Below are 2,196 nucleotides of genomic sequence, written 5' to 3' on the forward strand. Positions count from 1 at the left end.
GAAGCCGGTGGAGGCGGGGCCGCTGGAGGGGGAGCCGGTCGAGCCCTCGGGTTCGGGGTCCACCGGGCGCACGACGTCGGGCTCGGCCGGGACCGAGGAGTCCCACCAGGGATCCCCGTCGTCCTCCTCGCCGTCCTCCATCGCCGCCGGACTCTCGGCGACCCCCGGTCCCGACGCGCCCGGGGGCGTCCCGTCCGCACCGGGAGCTGCGGTGTCGGCCCCGGCCGCGTCGGCCGCGGCCGGTTCACCCGGGACCCCGGGCTCGGGCTCGGGCTCGTCGTCAACCTCCCACCGGGGAGCCTCGTCGCCCTCGTCCTCCGCCGCCTGGTCGGTCCGGACCGTGTCGGCCCGCCCCGCCTCCGCGGTTTCCGGCCGCGGCGCGACGGTGACGGCGGCCTCGGGCCCGGGTTCCGGACCGGACTCGGCGGGACTGGGCTCAGCTTCGAGCCCGGGCTCGGGTTCGGACTCGGGAGGGGCCTGCTCCAGCAGTAGCGCCTCGGCGAACTCCTCCACGCTCCGCGTCCGCCGCTCCGGGTCTTTGGCCATCGCGCGGCGCAGGACGGAGAGCAGCCACCCGGGCACGTCGTCCCGGGGCAGCACGGGCGCCGGAGCCGTGAGCAGACGGGACCGGTACTCCTCCAGCGTGACGAGCGCTTCCGCTCCGTCGTCGAACGGCGCGTACCCGGCCAGCAGGGCCCACAGGGTGGAGGCGAGCCGGTAGACGTCCGACCAGGGGCCGGGGGCGCCTCCGCGCAGCTCCTCGGGCGGGGCGTGCTCCAGGGCCGCCCTCGCGTAGTACACGGGTGGGAAGGGGTGGTCCCGGGGCAGCGCCGAACCGAAGTCGATCAGGACCGGTCCGTCGTCCGAGCGCAGGACGTTGGCGGGGGTCACCGCGTGGTGCAGCAGGTCGAACGCGTGCACGGCCCGCAGCGCCTGGGCGACGGCCTTCCCCACCGTGAGGACCTCGTCCACCGTGAGCGGACCGCCCCGCCCCAGGATCTCGGCGTAGCTGCCGTCCGGGCAGTCCTCCGTCACCACGTACGGTCGGCCCGACTCGGTGGTGCCGGACTGGAGCAGGGGTTGGACGCCCGGATCGGACGAGAACTCGTTCCACAGCTCGGCCTCGCCCGGCCGTCCGGCCCGCGGGCGCCGTCCGGGGAACTTGACCACCACGGGGGCGTCGTCGGGCGCGCGTCGGGCGCGGTACAGGACCGCGTCCGCGCCGCGGTACAGCGTCGTCAGGGAGTGCACGTCCGGTACGGGCGACGGCTCCGGAGCGGGTCGGCTTCTCCTCATTCCGTGCCTCCTGGCCTTGGGTGCCGAGAACGTCCTTCCGGGCGGCCGAGGGGCCTCCGCCCGCTACGGCGGGGCGGCCTCGGTAACCCGCGACCGGATCGTCCCACGACAGGGCCGGTCGTCCTCGGCTGGTGCCCGGCCGCCGACCGGGTACGGCCCCGGTTCGGGGGTGCGGCCGGCGGGAGCACGCGGACGCCGGTGGACCGGTCCCCGGCACCGTGCCGCCACCGCGGTGCGCGGCGGCAGGCGGTCGTCGGGGACGGGTGCGGCCGTGTCGGCCGGGGGCACGGCGCCGACCCCCGCACCGCTCTGGGAGGGTAGCGCATGGGCGTGACGCCCGGAAGGGGCCGGGGACCGGGGCCCGGCGGTGTTCGTGGTGACCGCTCCGCGGCGGGGTCAGGCGCTCGCCGCCGTGCTCACCGGCGGTACGCGGTCCCGGGCGTCCGGGCGCACGCGACCCCCACCGGTCACGTGGACCTTCCGTCCCTGTCGATACCCGTGTTCTGGCGGCGCCGCCAGTCCCTGCTGTTCTCCCCCGTCCTGCGACCGGTCACCGGTCTCTCGGCTTTCGAGGGCCGATCCGCCTCGGCCCTGTTGCGCTCCATGTTCCTCTCGATCGCCCGTTGGAGGAAGTTCTTCCTTCCTCCCACCTGGTTCGCGTCACGCGTGGCGGAGCCGCCCGAACCGCTCGTGCGGGACCCCTCGCTGCCGGGCGTCGGGTTCCGGGGCATGGGCTTGGGCTCGAAGGGGTTCTTCACGTACCTGCTCCCTCTCTCGCGGTGCGGCGGGGGCAGGGCCGTCTGCGGCGGAGTGTAACGAACGGAGTCGCCCCCGGGAAGGCACGTCGCCGGGTTCCCCGCGAGGAGCGGACACCGCCGGGCCCGGAGCGCGCTCCGGGCC

2 protein-coding genes are annotated in these 2,196 nt (G+C 76.1%); one reads left to right on the top strand and one right to left on the bottom strand.

The features are described 5' to 3' along the window. A partial coding sequence (locus DQW06_RS02230; RefSeq protein WP_157983325.1) for a serine/threonine-protein kinase occupies positions 1 to 1,296 on the bottom strand: 1,296 nt, incomplete at its 3' end. A gap of 471 nt (positions 1,297 to 1,767) precedes the next feature. Here DQW06_RS02230 and DQW06_RS02235 point away from each other — a divergent pair. Beyond that, positions 1,768 to 2,112, top strand: coding sequence for a hypothetical protein (locus DQW06_RS02235; protein WP_157983326.1), 345 nt, complete (start codon positions 1,768 to 1,770; stop codon positions 2,110 to 2,112). Positions 2,113 to 2,196 lie beyond the last annotated feature (84 nt).

It is taken from the genome of Nocardiopsis sp. TNDT3, from assembly GCF_003427465.1.
GTDB lineage: Bacteria > Actinomycetota > Actinomycetes > Streptosporangiales > Streptosporangiaceae > Nocardiopsis > Nocardiopsis dassonvillei.